The 17691-nt window shown below is 41.5% G+C and carries 16 protein-coding genes and 3 pseudogenes; 17 read left to right on the top strand and 2 right to left on the bottom strand.

What is annotated here, in order from left to right:
* Window positions 1-63 precede the first annotated feature (63 nt).
* The 5 genes from MHI20_RS08440 (at window position 64) to MHI20_RS08420 (ending at window position 4967) form a co-directional block, all read left to right on the top strand.
* Entirely contained in the window at window positions 64-1227 is a 1164-nt protein-coding gene (locus MHI20_RS08440; RefSeq protein ID WP_017358962.1) for an iron-containing alcohol dehydrogenase, read from the top strand.
* 119 nt (window positions 1228-1346) lie between these two features.
* Window positions 1347-2519: an iron-containing alcohol dehydrogenase gene (locus MHI20_RS08435; protein ID WP_008345787.1), complete on the top strand. Its 1173-nt coding sequence runs from the start codon at window positions 1347-1349 to the stop codon at window positions 2517-2519.
* 125 nt (window positions 2520-2644) lie between these two features.
* A complete protein-coding gene (locus MHI20_RS08430) occupies window positions 2645-4000 on the top strand; it encodes a glucose-6-phosphate isomerase (RefSeq protein WP_024719715.1) in 1356 nt (451 codons plus the stop codon).
* Between the two features lie 317 nt (window positions 4001-4317).
* Window positions 4318-4536 (top strand): spore germination protein, encoded by a 219-nt coding sequence (locus MHI20_RS08425; protein ID WP_168948560.1) that lies wholly within the window; start codon window positions 4318-4320, stop codon window positions 4534-4536.
* Window positions 4537-4565: 29 nt separating this feature from the next.
* Window positions 4566-4967, top strand: a complete 402-nt coding sequence (locus MHI20_RS08420; RefSeq protein WP_008345780.1) for a YugN-like family protein — start codon at window positions 4566-4568, stop codon at window positions 4965-4967.
* On the opposite strand, the gene MHI20_RS08415 is transcribed toward MHI20_RS08420, so the two are convergent.
* Window positions 4964-5950, bottom strand: coding sequence for a potassium channel family protein (locus tag MHI20_RS08415; protein ID WP_340937563.1), 987 nt, complete (start codon window positions 5948-5950; stop codon window positions 4964-4966). The genes MHI20_RS08420 and MHI20_RS08415 overlap by 4 nt on opposite strands.
* A 126-nt stretch (window positions 5951-6076) precedes the next feature.
* On the opposite strand from MHI20_RS08415, the gene MHI20_RS08410 reads away from it, so the two are divergent.
* From MHI20_RS08410 to MHI20_RS08385, 6 genes are all read left to right on the top strand, one after another.
* Entirely contained in the window at window positions 6077-6301 is a 225-nt protein-coding gene (locus MHI20_RS08410) for a hypothetical protein (RefSeq protein ID WP_056408275.1), read from the top strand.
* Between the two features lie 81 nt (window positions 6302-6382).
* Window positions 6383-7057, top strand: a complete 675-nt coding sequence (locus MHI20_RS08405) for a zinc metallopeptidase (protein ID WP_024719711.1) — start codon at window positions 6383-6385, stop codon at window positions 7055-7057.
* Between the two features lie 48 nt (window positions 7058-7105).
* Window positions 7106-8398 carry a hemolysin family protein gene (locus MHI20_RS08400; RefSeq protein ID WP_024719710.1) on the top strand — a complete coding sequence of 431 codons (1293 nt, stop codon included), beginning with the start codon at window positions 7106-7108 and terminating at the stop codon, window positions 8396-8398.
* A 136-nt stretch (window positions 8399-8534) separates the two neighbouring features.
* Window positions 8535-8936, top strand: a complete 402-nt coding sequence (locus MHI20_RS08395; RefSeq protein WP_025207889.1) for a secondary thiamine-phosphate synthase enzyme YjbQ — start codon at window positions 8535-8537, stop codon at window positions 8934-8936.
* Between the two features lie 14 nt (window positions 8937-8950).
* Complete coding sequence (locus MHI20_RS08390; protein ID WP_110487402.1) at window positions 8951-9982, top strand: NAD(P)H-dependent flavin oxidoreductase; 1032 nt, start codon at window positions 8951-8953, stop codon at window positions 9980-9982.
* A 24-nt stretch (window positions 9983-10006) separates the two neighbouring features.
* Complete coding sequence (locus tag MHI20_RS08385) at window positions 10007-10255, top strand: hypothetical protein (RefSeq protein ID WP_073415485.1); 249 nt, start codon at window positions 10007-10009, stop codon at window positions 10253-10255.
* A 21-nt stretch (window positions 10256-10276) separates the two neighbouring features.
* Here MHI20_RS08385 and MHI20_RS08380 read toward each other — a convergent pair whose 3' ends face one another.
* Window positions 10277-11017 (bottom strand): protein-glutamine gamma-glutamyltransferase, encoded by a 741-nt coding sequence (locus tag MHI20_RS08380; RefSeq protein ID WP_008345763.1) that lies wholly within the window; start codon window positions 11015-11017, stop codon window positions 10277-10279.
* 156 nt (window positions 11018-11173) lie between these two features.
* Here MHI20_RS08380 and MHI20_RS19230 point away from each other — a divergent pair.
* The 6 genes and pseudogenes from MHI20_RS19230 to MHI20_RS19205 form a co-directional block, all read left to right on the top strand.
* Window positions 11174-12223 (top strand): annotated as a pseudogene (locus MHI20_RS19230) (cache domain-containing protein); the annotation flags it as partial.
* Window positions 12215-13165 (top strand): methyl-accepting chemotaxis protein, encoded by a 951-nt coding sequence (locus MHI20_RS19225; protein ID WP_370529240.1) that lies wholly within the window; start codon window positions 12215-12217, stop codon window positions 13163-13165. The pseudogene MHI20_RS19230 and the gene MHI20_RS19225, both read left to right, overlap by 9 nt.
* A 126-nt stretch (window positions 13166-13291) precedes the next feature.
* Window positions 13292-14335 (top strand): annotated as a pseudogene (locus tag MHI20_RS19220) (HAMP domain-containing protein); the annotation flags it as partial.
* Window positions 14330-15280, top strand: coding sequence for a methyl-accepting chemotaxis protein (locus tag MHI20_RS19215; protein ID WP_370529239.1), 951 nt, complete (start codon window positions 14330-14332; stop codon window positions 15278-15280). The pseudogene MHI20_RS19220 and the gene MHI20_RS19215, both read left to right, overlap by 6 nt.
* 177 nt (window positions 15281-15457) lie before the next feature.
* A pseudogene (locus tag MHI20_RS19210) lies at window positions 15458-16495 on the top strand (HAMP domain-containing protein); the annotation flags it as partial.
* A complete protein-coding gene (locus MHI20_RS19205; RefSeq protein ID WP_370539194.1) occupies window positions 16487-17434 on the top strand; it encodes a methyl-accepting chemotaxis protein in 948 nt (315 codons plus the stop codon). The pseudogene MHI20_RS19210 and the gene MHI20_RS19205, both read left to right, overlap by 9 nt.
* The last annotated feature ends 257 nt before the right edge of the window (window positions 17435-17691 follow it).

Here is a 17691-nt window from a genome sequence, read left to right as displayed (position 1 = left end):
AAAGCAAATTACTTTACTTTTGGAATGAAAGAAGCGCATAATGTAGCGCGAGGAGGAGATCACATGGATCGATTTACTTATTGGAACCCAACGAAATTAATTTTTGGAAAGGGAGAAGTATCAGCCCTTTCAGATGAACTAAAACACTACGGAAAAAACGTATTGCTTGTATATGGTGGAGGCAGCATTAAACGAAATGGCCTTTATGACCAAGTTGTCAGCATCTTAAAAGAATCAGGAGCTGCAATCACTGAGCTTGCTGGGGTTGAGCCAAACCCGCGCTTAACAACGGTCAGAAAAGGGGTCGAGCTTTGCAAAGAGAACCAAATTGATTTTATATTGGCAGTCGGCGGCGGTAGTGTCATTGACGCAACAAAAGCGATCGCAGCTGGTGCGAAATACGATGGAGATGCTTGGGATATCGTCACTCGTAAGCATGTCCCAATGGAAGCCATCCCATTTGGTACAGTATTAACACTTGCCGCGACAGGTTCTGAAATGAACTCTGGCTCCGTCATCACAAACTGGGAAACAAATGAGAAATACGGATGGGGCAGTCCAGCTGTCTTCCCTAAATTCTCTATTCTTGACCCAGTCAATACATTTACTGTGCCAAAAAACCATACGATTTATGGCATGGTCGACATGATGTCTCACGTATTTGAACAATATTTCCATCACACGGAGAATACACCTTACCAAGATCGTATGTGTGAAGGACTTCTTCGTACGGTCATTGAGACAGCACCGAAGCTGATCAATGATTTGGAAAACTATGAGCTTCGTGAAACGATTTTATTCACAGGCACCATTGCACTGAATGGAATGCTTTCAATGGGCGCACGCGGAGACTGGGCATCTCACAATATTGAGCATGCGGTATCCGCGGTGTATGACATCCCTCATGCAGGCGGACTTGCGATCTTGTTCCCGAACTGGATGAAGCATGTCATTCAAGAAAACCCAGGTCGCTTCAAGCAATTAGCAGTGCGTGTATTCGATGTAGATCCTGCGGGCAAAACAGACGAAGAAGTTGGCTTAGAAGGAATCGAAAAACTTTCTGCTTTCTGGACAAGTCTAGGCGCACCAAATCGTTTAGCTGACTATGACATCAACGATGAGAAAATTGATCTGATTGCAGACCGTGCAATGGCACGTGGTGAATTTGGCCAATTTAAAAAGCTGAACAAAGAAGATGTTCTAGCTATTTTAAACGCTTCTTTATAATCGAACATGGAAAAGATAGCTGCTTTTAAGCAGTTATCTTTTTTGAGTTCTGCATGTACATATGTTACAGTAGTCTTTCATGTTTTTGGATATAAATGTTTTAAGGAGATGTAGAACAGATGGAAAACTTTATTTACTATAATCCAACGAAATTGATGTTTGGAAAAGGACAACTAGACGGACTAAAAAGCGAACTCGCTCGTTATGGAAAGCGAGTGCTTCTTGTATATGGTGGAGGCAGTATTAAGAAAAATGGTCTTTATGATAAGGTCATCAGCGCTTTAAATGAAGCAGAGGCTGACGTATTTGAACTGTCAGGAGTTGAACCGAACCCTCGTCTCACTACAGTGCAAAAAGGGATCGACATTTGCCAAAATGAGAACATTGATTTCTTATTAGCAGTTGGTGGGGGAAGTGTCATCGACTGTACAAAAGCCATTGCAGCTGGAGCTGAATATGACGGGAATGTTTGGGATATTATTTCAAAGAAAACGACCGCTCAAAAAGCACTGCCATTTGGCACAGTATTGACACTTGCAGCGACAGGCTCAGAAATGAACCCGGATTCTGTGATCACGAACTGGGAAACAAATGAAAAGTACGTGTGGGGCAGTTCAGTCACGCACCCTGCTTTTTCAATTTTAGATCCTGAGCACACATATTCTGTGCCAGAGAATCAAACGGTGTATGGCATGGTTGATATGATGAGCCATGTATTTGAACAATACTTCCATAATGTCAAAAACACGCCTCTACAAGATCGGATGTGTTTTGCTGTTCTTCAAACAGTCATTGAGACAGCACCAAAGCTACTTGAAGACTTACAAAACTATGAGCACCGTGAAACCATCCTTTATGCAGGAACAATTGCTTTAAATGGCACGCTGCAAATGGGCTATTTTGGCGACTGGGCATCACATACGATTGAGCATGCTGTATCAGCAGTCTATGACATTCCGCATGCAGGTGGACTTGCGATCCTCTTCCCAAACTGGATGCGTCATACACTTGATCACAATGTCGAACGTTTTAAAAACCTCATGTTGAACATGTTTGACATTGAGACAGAAGGAAAATCGGATCGTGACATCGCATTAGAAGGAATCGACAAGCTGTCAGCCTTCTGGACAAGCCTCGGTGCACCGAGCCGTTTAGCGGATTATGATATTGGTGAAGATCAACTGGACAAAATTGCTGACATCGCAGCAAAAGAAATGGAATATGGTGGTTTTGGTAACTTTATGAAACTTGGCCGTGATGACATTTTAGCGATTTTGAAAGCTTCTCTATAATTTGGATGGCCGCTTCTCTTCATGAGGAGCGGCTTTTTGCTGTCCAATGACGATCACTTGATTTCAATAGCTAGTTCCGCTAAAGTGAAAGGGACAGAACTAACGTAATGGAGGGCTTACAAGCGATGACACATATTCAATTTGACTACTCGAAAGCGTTACCTTTCTTTCAAGAACATGAGCTTACATATTTAAAAGATTTTGTGAAGGTGGCCCATCATAATATTCATGAACAAACGGGTACTGGCAGTGATTATTTAGGCTGGGTTGACTTACCGAAGCAATATGATCGCGAAGAATTTGCCCGCATTAAAAAAAGTGCAGAAAAGATTAAATCTGATTCTGATGTATTACTCGTTGTTGGAATTGGTGGTTCTTATCTTGGCGCACGTGCGGCCATTGAGTTTTTAAACCATTCTTTCTATAATAGTTTGCCAAAAGGCAAACGCAAAACACCGCAAATCATCTTTATTGGAAACAACATCAGTTCTTCTTATTTAACAGATGTAATGGATCTGCTAGAAGATGCCGATTTCTCCATTAACGTGATTTCAAAATCTGGTACAACTACAGAGCCAGCCATTGCGTTCCGTATCTTTAAAAAGCTCCTTATCGAAAAATATGGTGCTGAAGAAGCGAAAAAACGCATCTATGCGACAACTGACAAGGCACGCGGCGCACTCAAAACATTAGCAACTGAAGAAGGCTATGAATCATTTATCATCCCTGATGACGTCGGTGGACGCTATTCCGTCTTAACAGCAGTTGGTCTATTGCCAATCGCTGTAAGCGGTGCAGACATTGATCAAATGATGGAAGGTGCTGCGAAAGCAAGTGAAGACTTCGCTTCATCTGAGCTCTCAGAAAATGCGGCTTACCAATATGCGGTTGTCCGTAATGTTCTTTACAATAAAGGACGGACAATTGAAATGCTGATTAACTATGAGCCAGGCTTACAGTACTTTGCGGAGTGGTGGAAGCAGTTATTCGGCGAAAGTGAAGGGAAAGATGAAAAAGGAATCTATCCTTCATCTGCGAACTTCTCAACGGATCTTCATTCACTTGGTCAATATGTACAAGAAGGAAGAAGAGACTTGTTTGAAACCATCGTGAATGTAGACAAGCCACGACATGAACTTGTCATCGAAGCAGAAGAACAAGACCTTGATGGGTTAAACTATCTTGCAGGAAAAACGGTTGATTTCGTCAATAAAAAAGCATTTGAAGGCACAATGCTTGCTCATACGGATGGAAAAGTACCGAACCTGATTGTGACAATTCCTGAAATGGATGCTTATACATTCGGATATCTCGTGTACTTCTTTGAAAAAGCATGTGCGATGTCTGGGTATTTACTAGGCGTCAATCCATTCGACCAGCCTGGAGTAGAAGCGTATAAAGTGAACATGTTTGCTTTATTAGGAAAACCGGGCTTCGAAGAGAAAAAGGCAGAACTTGAGAGCCGTCTCAAACAATCATAAGAATAAAAGGCACATCTTTTCATAAGGTGTGCCCCAGATTGTTGACAAAGGGCTAAAATGAACTGTATTTTAGCCCTTTGTCTTCTTTTTAGCGTGATAGAAAACCTTTGAAGTCTAGGAAGGACGAGCACTGGAGCGGAGCGAATTTGACATTCGTGAGCACCAGTGCGCAGGACTGACAACGAATGCGAGGGTTTGTCTACACGCTAAGGCACATCTTTTCATAAGGTGTGCCTTTTTTTATGTTCTCATGGTGTCAGTGCAAGCCTCCCTAAGCTCTGTACATAGAATAATCAATGGAGGAGGTTGATGAAGCGATGAGAACAAATCATATTTATATCCATGACATTTCCGGGCAGGCCATCGTTAACTTTGGGAATGTTGGACGGATTTGTCCAATGAGTACTACGAAAGAAACATCAGGAGCGGGCAGTGCGAACGAGACAAATGCATCATCCAGCCAGACCTTATTTGATGCTGCTTTTACAAACAATGTGCAAATCACGAAAGGCAAATGTATGAATTCCTCTCTTTAACGAACCCTATACAAAAAGGAGGGTTCTGTATGATTCATGTACCATCTAGGCTGACTGGTGAAAGCTTTTCACTGTACCATTTAGAAGAAAACATGAAGCCGCTCGGATATGTCATTAATGGGAATTGGGATTATGATCATGGATATTTTGATTATAAAATTGACAACCGTGACGGCTATACCTTTCTCAGAGTTCCGTTTACAGCCGAGAAAGGACAGCTGGATCAGCCAGGCGTTGTGGTGAAAATGGGACATCCATTTCTCTTAAAGCATGTCTATCAAGATAAATTAGATGACCATGCGATGGTTGGAAATGTAGGGGCATCTTTTAACCAATTCCAAGAACCGAAAGAGAAAGACGGGGATGTGTCAAAGGCTTACGCTGAAATTGGCTTTTCACTCGTCAAAGAATTAGAAGATGCACTGCTTTAAAAGCTGATCAGCTCATCATCTGGATGAAGCTCATATCCAAAAGGAGGATTCATCATGGGTCCTTCTTTTTTTTGTACGCCTACAATGATCACATGATGCTCTAAAAAGTGATGAAGTGCCGTTAAGAATGTCTCTCCAGCTAATGAAGCCGGTACTGGAATGATGGTGATCTGTTTATGGAGGGTCATGTTTCTTTTGATTTTTAACGCCATGAGCTGTTCTTTTAAAAGAAAATGCTCCACCATTAAATGATTCACGGCATCAGAAGTATGGATGACTTGATTGGCGCCAGCCCGCTCAGCATTTTTCACATAGCGATCGGTTAAAATTTCAATTAAACAATATAACGAAGGATTTAATCCTTTTGCCGCAAGCAAGGTTAAGACACTCTGCATATCAGCCGTCACTTCATTTTCATGCTGGTCGGCGGTAATCATCAATGTATCAGCACTCATAATACTTGCTCTGCGAAGTGTGGCATCCTCTGTACCATGGCCTTTAATAAAATGGACATTCTCTAAAAGAGGTCCTTCCTTTAAGGAATCATCAATGAGTACAATCGGCATGGCGGGATCAATGGTTTGAAACGATTGAAGCAGTTTGTTCGTTTTCTCATTCCAACCAACGATAATGACATGTCCTTTCCCCTTAAAAGCAACCTTTCCTTCTACATAATGGTGCTGCTTACTGAACACAGCGGCAGCGAGTGTGGCAAAATAAGCCGTGACAAAGCTTGCCCCGATCAGAATAAGCGCCATACCTGCGATTTGTCCGGGCATGGTTTGCGGCACAAAATCACCATAGCCGACCGTCGCGACTGTAATGAGAGCCCACCAGATCCCATCAAAGATCGTATGATACTGCTTTGGTTCAAGTATGACGATTAATTGTCCAAAAAAGAGAAGCAAGAAACAGATGATGATCGCAATGCGAACATAAAGAGGCCATCTTAGCCAGGCAATGAAGATACGGTTTGATTTCATCGAACTCGTCCTTTCAGGGAGACTGCTAATATCAGTATGCCCGATTAGGAAACAATTTTTCATCATCGTCATGTATTGAAACAGAACCCATATCTTAAAATAAGAGAGAAGAAGGAGGGAATGCGAATGTCGTTTGTTCAAAAGACCGTACTTCTTTTTATCGGCGCACACTTTTTATCATCTGCGGTGATTTTACTCGTGTTTGATTTAAATGCGGTGAACCATTTTATGAATGATTTCTCGTGGCTTCGTTTTTTTCAAGACCTATATGGAACGATGACATTTTATACAGCATGCATCGGAATGTTCTTCTTTTTCATTGGTGTAGTGATTCCCCTTAAAAAGACCTAGTGCTTTTTGCTGTACACGTTACATAAAAGTCATTAAAATTGTAAATAAATATATAAAATAAAAAGGAAGCTGATGAGCATGCTGTTTTTTTATTTTTTAACATTTGCCGCATTGGGATTGTCTTTTTGGGCACAATTTAAAGTAAAGAATAATTTTGAAAAGTATTCAAAGGTTGAAGCTGCCAGTATGAAAACAGGTGCTGAAACCGCTCGATATATTTTAGATCGCAACGGGTTATACGATGTACCCGTTGAACCGGTAAGAGGAACTTTGACTGATCATTACGACCCGACGCAGCGTGTGGTTCGTTTATCTGAACCAGTGTATTATGGCCATTCCATTTCGGCCATTTCAGTCGCATCACACGAGGTTGGACATGCCTTGCAGCATCAGGAATCCTATGGTGCGCTTGTCTTGAGACATAAGATCTTCCCTGTCGTGAACTTTGCATCTGGTGTTGCCCCGCTTCTTTTCCTAGGTGGATTATTGCTCGGCAGCCTTAACTTAATCGGGCTTGGGATCGTTCTGTTCTCAGCTGCTGTGTTCTTTCAGCTAGTGACATTGCCTGTTGAGTTTAACGCAAGTTCTCGTGCAAAGAATATCATTGTTTCAGAAGGAATCATTAGAAGCAGTGAAGAAAGAGGCGTGAACAAGGTGTTAAATGCCGCAGCTCTTACGTACGTAGCAGCGGCCCTTGTCTCCCTGTTTGAATTGCTCCGTTTTGTAATGATCTTCCTAAATGGCCGTAATGATTAATTGACGCCAGAGGAGGTGAGCCCTTACCCGTGTTAGGTAAGGGTTTTTTTGTATATTTTAAACGTATTTTTAGTCCTATTACTCATTGCTGCGACAGCATTTTTTGTTGTCACTGAATTTGCGATTGTGAAAATTAGAGGCTCAAAAATCAATCAGCTGATTGAAAGCGGTGATAAGAGAGCCATTCATGTTCAGAAACTGACAACCAACCTTGATGAATATTTATCTGCCTGTCAGCTTGGTATTACCATCACGGCATTAGGCTTAGGGTGGTTAGGGGAGCCGACAGTGGAACATTTCCTGCATCCGCTTTTTGAAAAGGCAGGGCTTCATTCCGCTTTGACAGACATCATATCGTTTATCATTGCCTTTGTGATCATTACGTTTTTGCATGTTGTCGTTGGGGAGCTTGCTCCCAAAACGATTGCCATTCAAAAGGCAGAAGCCGTCAGTCTCGTGACGGCAAAACCTCTTATTTTTTTCTATAAAGTCATGTACCCGTTTATTAAAGCATTAAATGGGGCTGCACGAGGCATTGTGAAATTATTTGGTTTTCATTCTGTCAAAGAACATGAAGTGGCGATCAGTGAGGAAGAATTGCGTCTCATCCTGTCTGAAAGCTACGAAAAGGGAGAGATCAACCAATCTGAATACAAATATGTCAATAAAATATTTGAATTTGATAACCGAGTGGCGAGAGAGATCATGATCCCGCGCACCGAAATCTCTGCCATTGAAATTGAACAGAGCCTGGAAGACGTGACGCATTATATGCTGAACGAAAGGTATACACGTTATCCTGTCATTAAAGAAGACAAAGATCATGTCATTGGTGTGATCAATAGCAAAGACGTATTTAAAGCAAGTTTTCTCAATCAAGAGGTGTCCATTGAAGACTTAATGCGCCCTGTCATTCGTGTCATTGAAAGTACACCGATTCAAGAACTGCTGATTTTGATGCAAAAGGAACGGATTCATATGTCGGTGCTTGTAGATGAATACGGCGGAACAGCAGGTCTCGTCACAGTTGAAGACATATTAGAAGAAATTGTGGGTGAGATTCGAGATGAATATGATCAAGATGAAACCCCGCATATTGTGAAAAAAGGTGACTTCCACTATGTCATGGATGGAAAAGCCTTGATCGATGAAGTAAATGATTTATTGGATTTAGCGATTGAAAATGATGATGTTGATACAATTGCCGGCTGGATGATGACGCATAAAATTGATTTTGACATTGGAGATATCATTGAAGCAGAAGGCTGTGAATTTAAAATTGTCGATGCAGAAGATCATCATATTCGAACCATAGAAGTAAAAAAGGTTCACTTTTCCTAAAAACCTCGGAGCTATTGACGAGGTTTTTTTGCTTGGTAAACTTTAGGTAAGAAGATTTGTTTCTGCCAACCGGCAGTGATTGGTTTCACATAAAAAGGGTATGGTTTTATAGACATGATCAAAAGGAGCCAGTGAAATGAAAAAAATCAACGTACAAACAGACAAACACGATGACATGATAGACATTACCCATGAAGTTCAGCAATATGTCCGGGAAACTGGGATTCAAAACGGAACGGTTATGGTCTATTGTCCACATACGACAGCTGGAATCACCATTAATGAAAATGCCGACCCAGACGTCAAACGAGATATGTTGCGCCGGCTTGACGAAGTCTTTCCGTGGGAACATTCAAAAGATCGTCATATGGAAGGCAATACAGCAGCGCATATGAAAGCTAGTTATATGGGAGCATCTCAGCACGTTCTTGTCCATCATGGTGATCTTGTGCTTGGAACGTGGCAGGGAATCTATTTTTGTGAGTTTGATGGACCGAGACATCGTCACTTTTATGTACAGGTGTCATCTAACGAGTAAGGGCGGGGGAGAAGATGGGAGAATTCACAGCGTTACTTCAAATTAAACATGGCATCATTCAAGCACCAATGGCAGGAGGAGCGGTGACGCCGCAGCTTGTCGCCGCTGTTTCACAATATGGCGGTCTCGGCAGCTTAGCAAGTGGTTATGTACAGCCTGAAAAGATGAGGCAGCAAATCAGACAGGTCAAACAGCTGACATCTCGTCCATTTCAAGTGAATGTGTTTGTCCCTGAACCCATTTCAGAAACGAAAACAGAAGATGTATCATTTTGGACAGATCGGCTGCCTGTCATACCAGAAGCACAGATAATCCCTAGCGAAGAAGAATTATGGAAGGACTATGAACAAAAAATCAACATTCTTCAAGAAGAAGAAGTCCCAGCTGTGTCGTTTACATTTGCCTGTCCAAACGAACAAACAATTCATCACCTGAAACAAAAGGGGATCTTTCTCATCGGAACAGCTACAACAAAAAAAGAAGCACTGCTTTTAGAAGAAAAAGGAATGGATGCCATTGTTCTGCAAGGAAGCGAAGCAGGAGGGCATCGAGGCACCTTTTTACCTTCAAAGGGAGATGCTCTGCAGGGACTTTTCTGCCTGATCAGTGATGTCAGGTCTGTCTGTCATATCCCATTGATTGCCGCTGGAGGTATCACAGACAGGACCACTATGAAAGCAGCACTAGCTCTTGGAGCAGATGCGGTTCAAATAGGGACACGATTTTTAGCGAGTCAAGAAAGTGCTGCGGCAGATGTGTACAAAAAGGCGCTGTTACAGGCAGAAGGCAGTGAAACAGCGATGACACGGCTTTTCTCTGGAAAAAAAGCCAGAGGTATTGTCAATCAGTGGATGGAGGAAGAAAGACGAAATGAAGACCGGGTTCTTCCCTATCCTATACAGCATGTATGGACAACACCGATGCGAAAAGCGGCAGCTGCTGCAGGAAACCCAGAACAAATGGCTCTTTGGGCAGGTCAGGGGGTTGGCCGTATTCATTCCATTTTAACCGTTGAAGAGATCATGCATGAACTCACGCAGATATAATTTGATGATGGGTGGTGTGACAGGATGGAAATCTTAAAACATTCATATCGGAAAAAAGGACAAATTGAATTTCTATTTGATGATTTTCCGCACTCCCCTGCCGTTCTTACCCCCATTTGTCATTACTATTTCGTTCGTTATGTGAAATGGAATCAGCACGACCCTCCAGTCACAAGAAACGATCTAGAAGAAATGGAAATCCTAGCAAACACAATGCTTGGCACGCTTCATGATTACCGCAAACGCAAGGCATACAAAGGCCCCTTGTCATAACCTATAGACAAGAGGCCCTTTTTAGCTACCAAACATTTGCCTGAGATAAATAACATCCATCCTAGTAGTCTGCGGCAGTAAATAAGCGGACTGAACAGCCCCAGGTCGTCTTCTGGCATTTAATTTATCGATAATCTCTGCAGCTGTTAAGATCCCAAGCCCATGCCCATAATATTGATCTTCCCCTAAGTAAATCACATTTTCTCCGCGCCATTGAGACTGTTGATAGCTAAACTCTGGATTCTCGAAATATAGGCAATCCCCATAAATAAAATCATTTCCGCGCTCTGTATAAATGGATAATGTATCATAGTGCCAGTCATACAGCGTTAAACTTCTAAGTCTTCGATTGAACTTCTCGTCTCCTACCGTTTGCAAGACTCCCATATAAAACACAATGACAATCGCTGTGGCACATTCAAAGGCATATTTTGAGCCATTTTCAAAGATGTCTTTAATCCCCGTAGATGGCTCGACTTGATAGCGCAGTTCTAACGCTCCGGCCTCTGATACACGCCAATAGGCGTCATTCGCACGGGACCTTTGAAAGATAGCAAATGAGGCACCGCTCTTATTCAAATCTCTTGCCGCATTCATGATATTCGATCTTAAAGTCACCTCAAATAACAAATCAGATGCCTGCCTATAACGGAACGTATCATTTGAGGCTTGTAACTGCATCAAAATGATCCGCTTTTGTCCTTCTAGCTGAAACGATGCCAGCTGCTCATTTGTCACTGGCTGTCCTGAAAGGATAATCATATGAAAAGCGCCCCCTTTTGTATTAGCGTATGCGGGATGCTTGGGCAAGGAATCAATTTGTGGAAATAAACAAAAAGACATCCTTTTTATTTGAAAAACATGAAAATAATATGAAGCTGTCCGATATAAAACATAACGTTTAAAAGGAGGAAAAACATGAAAAGTATCATAAAATGGTTGAAAAAACCATCGATTTCTAAAAGGCTGATTATTTCATTCACACTTGTTCTCGTCTTGCCTATCATTACACTCAGTACGATTTCATATCAGATTGCCAAAGAAGAATTAGATCATGAAATCATGTACGGAGCCAACGCAAGAGTCAATGAGCTGAATGACATGATCGAGCAAAAGCTTTTGAATAAGGAGAACGCAGTCAAACTGTTTACCGAAACATCCAGTGCTGCAGACTTTAAAAAGAAAAACCAGGACGAACTGTATGAGCATTTTGAGATATACAGTAAAATCAATGAAGATGATGTAGTTGGATTTTATGCAGCAAGTAAAAATCGTGATTTTATTCAGTTCCCTAAAGTGGACATGCCAAAAGGCTATGATCCAACAACTCGTGATTGGTATAAAGCGGCGATGCAGGACGAAAAAGGCGAACCTGTGGTCACCAATCCATACATCTCTGCCACAACAAACGGCATGGTTGTCACAATCGCTCAGCGTCTGAAGGACGGGTCGGGAGCCATTGGGATTGATATTGATGTTCAAGATATCGTCGATAAAATCAAAGATATTAAAATTGGACGAGAAGGATATCCAATTATTGCAAATAAAAACAAACAGATTGTAGCTCACCCAGAAGAAAAATCAGGCTCTGCAGTGACAGAAAATATTTCATCAATCCTTTACAGCGGCAAAGAAGGAACATCAACTTATGAGAATAAAGGAGAGCAAAAACGCCTCGTTTTTGTGACAAATGATTTAACAGGTTGGAAAATTGCTGGAACGATGTTTGTATCAGAAACAGAAGAAGCAGCACAGCCAGTTTGGAATTCTGCCATTATTCTTTTAATTTCTTCTTTTATCCTTGGCGGCATCGCGATCTTCTTTATCGTTCGTTCCATCACAATTGGACTTAGAAGGCTTGTTGATTTCTCAGAAAAGGTGAGTGAAGGGGATCTAACGGAAACCCTCGAAACCAAATCGAAGGATGAAATAGGAGACCTCACAAGAAGCTTTAGTAAGATGAGTGAATCTTTGCGTGAAGTTATCCGAGCGGTCCAGCAATCTGTCGACAATGTGGCTTCAGCGTCAGAAGAGCTAACTGCTAGTGCCAGCCAAACAAGTCAGGCGACAGAGCATATCACCATGTCGATTGAACAATTCTCAAATGGGAATGAAGCACAAAATGAGAAAGTAGAATCTAGCACGAATCAGCTTGTCGCAATGAATGAAGGATTACAAGGTATGTCACAAACTTCATCAGAAGTGACTGCTGTCTCCATTCAATCGACAGAAGCGGCTGGACAAGGCGGACGTATCGTTGAAAGCACAGCGAATCAAATGAAACATATCGACACATCTGTACAAGAAGCCGAACAAGTCATGAAAGAATTAGAATACAAGTCTAAAGATATTACGAGCATTTTAAATGTCATTAATGGTATCGCAGATCAAACGAATTTACTTGCACTCAATGCAGCCATTGAAGCAGCAAGAGCAGGTGAATCAGGGCGCGGCTTCTCTGTCGTAGCAGAGGAAGTCAGAAAACTAGCAGTCCAATCCGCAGATTCAGCGAAAGAAATTGAAAAGCTGATCCAAGAAATTGTGTTGGAAATTTCCAAATCTCAAGAGATGTTCAAAGCTGTCAACCGAGAAGTAAATGCAGGACTTGGGATGACAGAAGAAGCAAAAGAAAGCTTCCAAAACATCTATGAGGCGGCAGAAGGTATGTCGAAAAAGCTCACTCAATTAAATGATACAGCGGTTGATCTATCAAGCGGATCGAAACTTGTGTCACAAGCCATGCAAGAGATGCGTCAAGTTTCAAGAGAAAGTGCGGCGAACATTCAAGATATTGCGGCATCTGCTGAAGAACAATTGGCATCTATGGAAGAAATTTCTTCCTCTTCGGTCACACTTGCCAATATGGCTGAGGAACTAAAAGAGCTGACAAGTCAATTTAAAATTGATTAAAAAACGATGAAAAAATATCCAGAATTGTCTGGGTATTTTTTTTATTTTTAAACGTCATTTCCAGCCCTCTAAAAATAAACCTTTCATCCGATAATAACTTTAGAGAAGTAAAGGGGGAAAGAGAAAATGGGAAAAATGATCCAATGGTTCAAAAAACCATCCATTTCTAAAAAATTAGTTATTGCCTTTTTGGTAGTCCTCATACTGCCAACCGTCGCACTCACAATCAGTGCATTTTTTACATCAAAAACAGAGTTAGACAAACAGATTATGGGCAGTGCGATGAGTCAGGTCAATGCATTTGATACCTTAATCGATGAGAATATTGGGAACAAGGCAGAGGCTGTGACTCTGTTTACAGATGATCTCAAAGCGGTTAATCTTCAAGAAAAAAATAGAAAAGCTACCATTAAAGAATTGAAGCAATACGGAAAAATTAATGAAAAAGATGTCTCAGCCATTTATGCAGGTTCAGAAAAGGGCTTGTTCATGCAATACCCAGTTCAAAAAATGCCTGAAGGCTATGATCCGAGAGAGCGTCCGTGGTATCAAGAGGCCATGAGTGCTGATGGTAAACAAGTCATCACGAAGCCATACGTCGCAGCATCTACAGGTAAAATGGTCATCACCATTGCCCAAAAAATGAAAGATGGCTCAGGGGTGATTGGTCTCGATATGGAAATTGACAGCCTCATTCAAAAGCTAAAAGAAATCAAAATAGGTCAAAAAGGATATGCTTTCATCATGGAGAAGGATAAAACCGTGTTAGCAGATCCAACCCAAAAGCCAGGAAGCAAAGTCAATGAGAATTTGGCGAACATTATTTTTAAAAACAAACAAGGAAACGGCAGCTATACACTCAATGGAACAGATAAAAAGGTAGCTTATGTCACCAATGAACTAACCGGCTGGAAAATCGGCGGCACGATGCTCGTATCAGAAGTAGAGGATGCAGCTAAACCCGTTTTCAATACAGCCATTATTGTGTTCAGTGTGACACTGATCGTAGCAGGAACCCTCATCTTCTTTATTGTCCGCTCTATTTCAAGTAGATTATCCAATCTGGCCCGTTTCTCGAAAAAGGTCAGCGATGGTGATTTACGTGATAAACTTCAGATTCAATCAGATGATGAAATAGGACAAGTTGGTAAAGGCTTTAATACGATGATTGACTCATTAAGATCCCTCATTGGTGCCGTCCAAACCTCCGTTGAAAATGTCGCTTCTTCATCAGAAGAACTGACCGCAAGCGCAGGACAAACAAGTAAAGCAACAGAGCATATTACATTAGCCATTGAACAATTCTCTACTGGTAACGAAAGCCAGAATGATAAAGTGGAATCAAGCTCAGAAGAGTTAGAAGAAATGAACAGAGGCCTTCAGCACATGAATGAGTCGGCTGAATCAATTACCGCTTCATCCATCAAATCAACAGAGATTGCAGGAGAAGGCGGACAGCTAGTAGAAAAAACAGCCTCTCAAATGAACGTGATTGATCAATCAGTGAAAAAAGCAGAGAATGTCATCAGTGCGCTGGAAAGCAAATCAAAAGATATTACCCAGATTCTTGGTGTCATTAATGGCATCGCAGATCAAACGAATTTACTTGCGCTGAATGCAGCAATTGAGGCAGCAAGAGCTGGCGAATCTGGTCGAGGTTTCTCCGTTGTAGCAGAAGAAGTAAGAAAACTTGCTGTTCAATCTGCCAACTCAGCGAAAGAAATTGAAAACTTAATCAAAGAAATCGTTCAAGATATTGATGTATCACAAGAAGTATTCACAGCAGTAAATCAAGAAGTTCAATCAGGCTTAAGCTTTACTGAACAAACGAAAGTCAGCTTCCACAATATTTTCGACATGACCAAAGAAATCTCAGATCAGCTCCAAACAATGAATCGAACAGTTGTCCAGTTGTCAAAAGGATCTGCACATGTTTCTGAGGCTGTCCGTGAGATTGCAGACGTATCACGTGAAAGCTCCGCCAATATTCAAGACATTGCCGCTTCAGCTGAAGAACAGCTGGCATCAATGGAAGAGATCAGCTCATCCTCTGCCACCCTTTCTTCAATGGCAGAAGAATTACGTGATTTGATTAGCAAATTTAAAGTCGAATAAACCAAATGAAAAGAACCTCCAGCTAGGGGGTTCTTTTTTTGAAGTGAATAAATCGAAAGAAATAGGTAAATATGCTTATTTTGGTGGTTTTTTGAACATTACACCTTGAAAAATAATCCGTATTACCTAAGAATAGAGGGGGGTGATCCCAAATCATAAACCAAAAGGAGTAGAGTCATGAAAAAAATCAACTTTTTTAAGCACTTTACGATGTCAAAGAAATTAATTACTGCATTCTTAGCGATTCTCCTAGTGCCCATTCTTGTGTTGGCCGCATTTTCCTATGAAGTGGCGTCTAAGTCTCTCAATGATGAGATTATGTCTAGCGCTGCAAATGGTGTGAATCAATTAAATGAACTGATCAATAAAGATGTACAGCCTAAAATTGATATTGTTTCTTATTTATCTAAATCGGTGAAAAAAAAGGAACTGGCCTCTAAAAATAAGGATTTACTTAAGGTGAAATTAGAGCAACTATCGGAAACAGACGACGATGTCGTAGAAGTATTTGTTGCAGATCAGAATGGTAAACTAACTGAATATTCCGAGATTCATAAAGGCAGTGCCAAAAGCGCAAAAAATGAACCATGGTTTCAACAATCAATGGGAGATGACAAACTCATCATTTCAGATCCTTTTACAGACAAGTCATCAGATGACCTGCTCATCACAATATCAGAACAGTTAGCAGATGGTTCTGGTGTTATCGGCATAAATGTACGATTGAACACAATTGTGAAAGATACAAACAGCATCAAAATTGGTCAAGAAGGTTATGCGTTTGTCGCTACCTCAGACCAACGTTACATTGCTCATAAAACGGAAAAGGCCGGGACGAAACTGACAGGCGATTTCATCGAAAAAATGTATAACAATAAAAAAGGCAGTTTCGAATATGAATTCAACGGACAGCCGAAGCAAATGTTTTATGACACAAATGAAGCGACAGGCTGGAAGCTTGCGGGAACAATGTATGTCAACGAAGTGAAAGAAGCCGCGCAGCCAGTGCTTGACTTAACCATGATCATCCTAGCTGCTGCGATTGTCATCGGTGGAATCGCGATTTATTTTATTATTAAATCAATCCGAAAACCACTCATAGAGCTCTCTGAATCGGCTGAGAAAATCAGTCAGGGGGATCTTACCCAGCATATTGAGGTGCGCACACATGATGAAATCGGCAAACTTGCACAGAGCTTTAACGATATGTCGGCAAAGCTGAAACAAGTCATTCAAGCCGTCCAGAATTCAATTGAAAATGTTGCTGCCTCATCTGAAGAATTAACGGCTAGCGCAGGACAGACAGCCCAAGCAACTGAGCATATTACCTCATCTATTGAACAGTTCTCAAACAGCAATGAACATCAAAATGAGATGATTGAAAAAAGCTCTGTCCAGCTAAACGACATGGATCGCAGTTTATCACATATGGTCAACACGACTTCTCACATGATGGAATCATCTATCGAGTCTAGCAAAACCGCTCAGGCTGGTGGAGAGCTCGTTCAAAAAACAGCAGGTCAAATGCAAACGATTGAACAAGCAGTGAAAGAAGCAGAGCTTGTGATTGCAGGGCTAGAACAGAAATCTAAGGACATTACAAGCATTCTTGGAGTCATCAACGGCATTGCAGATCAGACGAACCTCCTCGCTTTAAATGCAGCGATAGAAGCCGCACGTGCAGGTGAGGCAGGAAGAGGCTTCTCTGTGGTCGCAGAAGAAGTCCGCAAGCTGGCAGAGCAATCAGGCAGCTCTTCAAAAGAAATTGAAAGCCTAACGAACGAAATTGTAGATGAAATTGAAAAGTCGCAGAAGATGTTTAGACAAGTAGCAGGTGAAGTGCAATCTGGATTAAACATTACAGATGAAACGAAAGTGAGTTTTGAGAAAATCACCCATAAGACATCAGAAATGACAGAACAAATGAAACAAATGAACGGATCAGCCCAAGAACTTTCTCATGGCTCAAACGATATTTCACAAGCAGTCAATCAAATCAAAGAGCTTTCACGTGAAAGTTCCGCAGGTTTCCAAGATATTGCGGCTTCAGCAGAAGAACAGCTGGCATCAATGGAAGAGATCAGCTCATCTTCCGCCACTTTATCTCAAATGGCAGAAGAACTGAGAGAGCTCATCAAACAATTTAAAATATAAGAGTCATAGTAGAACCCCTGACGTTTTGACGTTAGGGGTTTCAGCGTGTAGACAAACCCTCGCATTCGGTGTCAGTCCTGCGTGCTGGTGCTCACGAATTCAAATTCGCTCCGCGCCAGTACTCGTCCTTCCTAGGGCTGCAAAGGTTTTCTATCACGCTGAAAAGAAGACAAAGGGCTAAAATAAAGTTCATTTTAGCCCTTTGTCAATAATCTGGAACACCTGACGTTTTGACGTCAGGTGTTTTTCCGTTGTTT

Source organism: Bacillus sp. FSL K6-1106, from assembly GCF_038005245.1.
In the GTDB taxonomy this organism is placed as follows: domain Bacteria; phylum Bacillota; class Bacilli; order Bacillales; family Bacillaceae; genus Bacillus; species Bacillus altitudinis.
This window is presented reverse-complemented; position numbering and strand designations above follow the sequence as displayed.

Coding starts and splice junctions, on each gene's coding strand:
- MHI20_RS08440 (WP_017358962.1), top strand. CDS start 64: ATGGATCGATTTACTTATTGGAACCCAACGAAATTAATTTTTGGAAAG.
- MHI20_RS08435 (WP_008345787.1), top strand. CDS start 1,347: ATGGAAAACTTTATTTACTATAATCCAACGAAATTGATGTTTGGAAAA.
- MHI20_RS08430 (WP_024719715.1), top strand. CDS start 2,645: ATGACACATATTCAATTTGACTACTCGAAAGCGTTACCTTTCTTTCAA.
- MHI20_RS08425 (WP_168948560.1), top strand. CDS start 4,318: ATGAGAACAAATCATATTTATATCCATGACATTTCCGGGCAGGCCATC.
- MHI20_RS08420 (WP_008345780.1), top strand. CDS start 4,566: ATGATTCATGTACCATCTAGGCTGACTGGTGAAAGCTTTTCACTGTAC.
- MHI20_RS08415 (WP_340937563.1), bottom strand. CDS start 5,950: ATGAAATCAAACCGTATCTTCATTGCCTGGCTAAGATGGCCTCTTTAT.
- MHI20_RS08410 (WP_056408275.1), top strand. CDS start 6,077: ATGTCGTTTGTTCAAAAGACCGTACTTCTTTTTATCGGCGCACACTTT.
- MHI20_RS08395 (WP_025207889.1), top strand. CDS start 8,535: ATGAAAAAAATCAACGTACAAACAGACAAACACGATGACATGATAGAC.
- MHI20_RS08390 (WP_110487402.1), top strand. CDS start 8,951: ATGGGAGAATTCACAGCGTTACTTCAAATTAAACATGGCATCATTCAA.
- MHI20_RS08385 (WP_073415485.1), top strand. CDS start 10,007: ATGGAAATCTTAAAACATTCATATCGGAAAAAAGGACAAATTGAATTT.
- MHI20_RS08380 (WP_008345763.1), bottom strand. CDS start 11,017: ATGATTATCCTTTCAGGACAGCCAGTGACAAATGAGCAGCTGGCATCG.
- MHI20_RS19225 (WP_370529240.1), top strand. CDS start 12,215: ATGAGTGAATCTTTGCGTGAAGTTATCCGAGCGGTCCAGCAATCTGTC.
- MHI20_RS19215 (WP_370529239.1), top strand. CDS start 14,330: ATGATTGACTCATTAAGATCCCTCATTGGTGCCGTCCAAACCTCCGTT.
- MHI20_RS19205 (WP_370539194.1), top strand. CDS start 16,487: ATGTCGGCAAAGCTGAAACAAGTCATTCAAGCCGTCCAGAATTCAATT.